We start from the raw sequence: 1,375 nt of genomic DNA on the forward strand, positions 1-1,375 counted from the left end.
CACGCGGCCCGGCGCCCTGCCTCCGGCAGGCCGGAAAGCGTCCGCCCGGTCCGTTTTTACCCAACCTGGAGATGCCCATGACGACCCCCTTGTTCAGAACCGCCGCCCTCGCCGCCCTGCTGGCCGCCAGTCCGCTCGGCGCCGTGGGCGTGGCCCAGGCACAAGGCACCGCCGTCCAGGCCTCCCAGCCCGCAACCGCCAATGCCGTGGCTGCCCACTACGCCACGCTGGTGCACGCCAATTACGAAGACACGCTGAACGCAGCCAAGGCCATGCAGGCCGCCATCAAGGCCTTCACGGCCAAGCCGTCGGTGGAGACGCTGGCCGAGGCCCGCAAGACCTGGCTGGCCGCGCGCGAGTTCTATGGCCAGACCGAGGCGTTCCGCTTCTACGGCGGCCCGATCGACGATGACAAGGGCCCCGAAGGCCAGATCAACGCCTGGCCCATGGACGAGTCGTACGTGGACAGCGTCGAAGGCAAGCCCGACGCCGGCCTGGTGAACAACCGCCAATTCGCCATCACCAAGAAGAACCTCGCCGCGCAGAACGAGCGCGGCGGCGAGGAGAACATCGCCACCGGCTGGCACGCCATCGAGTTCTTCCTGTGGGGCCAGGACCTCTCGGACACCGGCCCGGGCGACCGCAACTTCGAGGACTTCGTCGATGGCAAGGGCAAGAACGCCGACCGCCGCCGCCAGTACCTGACAGTGGTCACCGACCTGCTGATCGACGACCTCACCTTCCTCGTCAAGGCCTGGGACCCCAAGGCCAAGAACAACTACCGCGCCAAGTTCGCCAAGGGCGGGCAGGAATCGGTGCGCAAGATGCTGGTGGGCCTGGGCTCGCTCTCGCGCGGCGAACTGGCCGGCGAGCGGCTGGAGGTCGCGCTCAACAGCCAGGACCAGGAAGACGAGCACTCCTGCTTTTCCGACAACACGCACCGCGACGCGGTGACCAATGCCCAGGGCATCCAGAACGTGTGGCTGGGCCAGTACCGGCGCGCCGACGGCAGCCAGGTGCAGGGCCCCTCGCTGCGCGACCTCGTGGCCGCCAAGGACGCGGCTCTGGCCGAGAAGACCACGCAGCAGATCGCCGCGTCGGTGAAGGCGGCCGAGGCCATCCAGGCGCCGTTCGACCGCGAGATCATCGGCGAGAAGGACGCGCCGGGCCGCCAGCGCATCCAGAAAACCATCGACAGCCTGAGCGCCCAGTCCAAGGACCTGGTCGCCGCCGCCAACGCCATCGGCATCACCCGGCTGACCCTCGTGCAACCCTGATCCCGCGATGCGTTTCCTGAAAGCCTTCCACCGCCGCCGCACCTGGCGCCTCGCGACCGCCAGCGCAGGCCTGGCGGCGGCCGCCACGGGCCTCGTGG

The 1,375-nt window shown here is 69.2% G+C and carries 1 protein-coding gene; it reads left to right on the plus strand.

Features of this window, described 5'->3' with window-relative positions:
* Positions 1–77: 77 nt before the first annotated feature.
* Complete coding sequence (locus AC27KI_RS24875; protein ID WP_487091149.1) at positions 78–1,277, plus strand: imelysin family protein; 1,200 nt, start codon at positions 78–80, stop codon at positions 1,275–1,277.
* Positions 1,278–1,375 lie beyond the last annotated feature (98 nt).

The sequence above is a fragment of the Acidovorax sp. KPB24-03 genome (genome assembly GCF_057546605.1).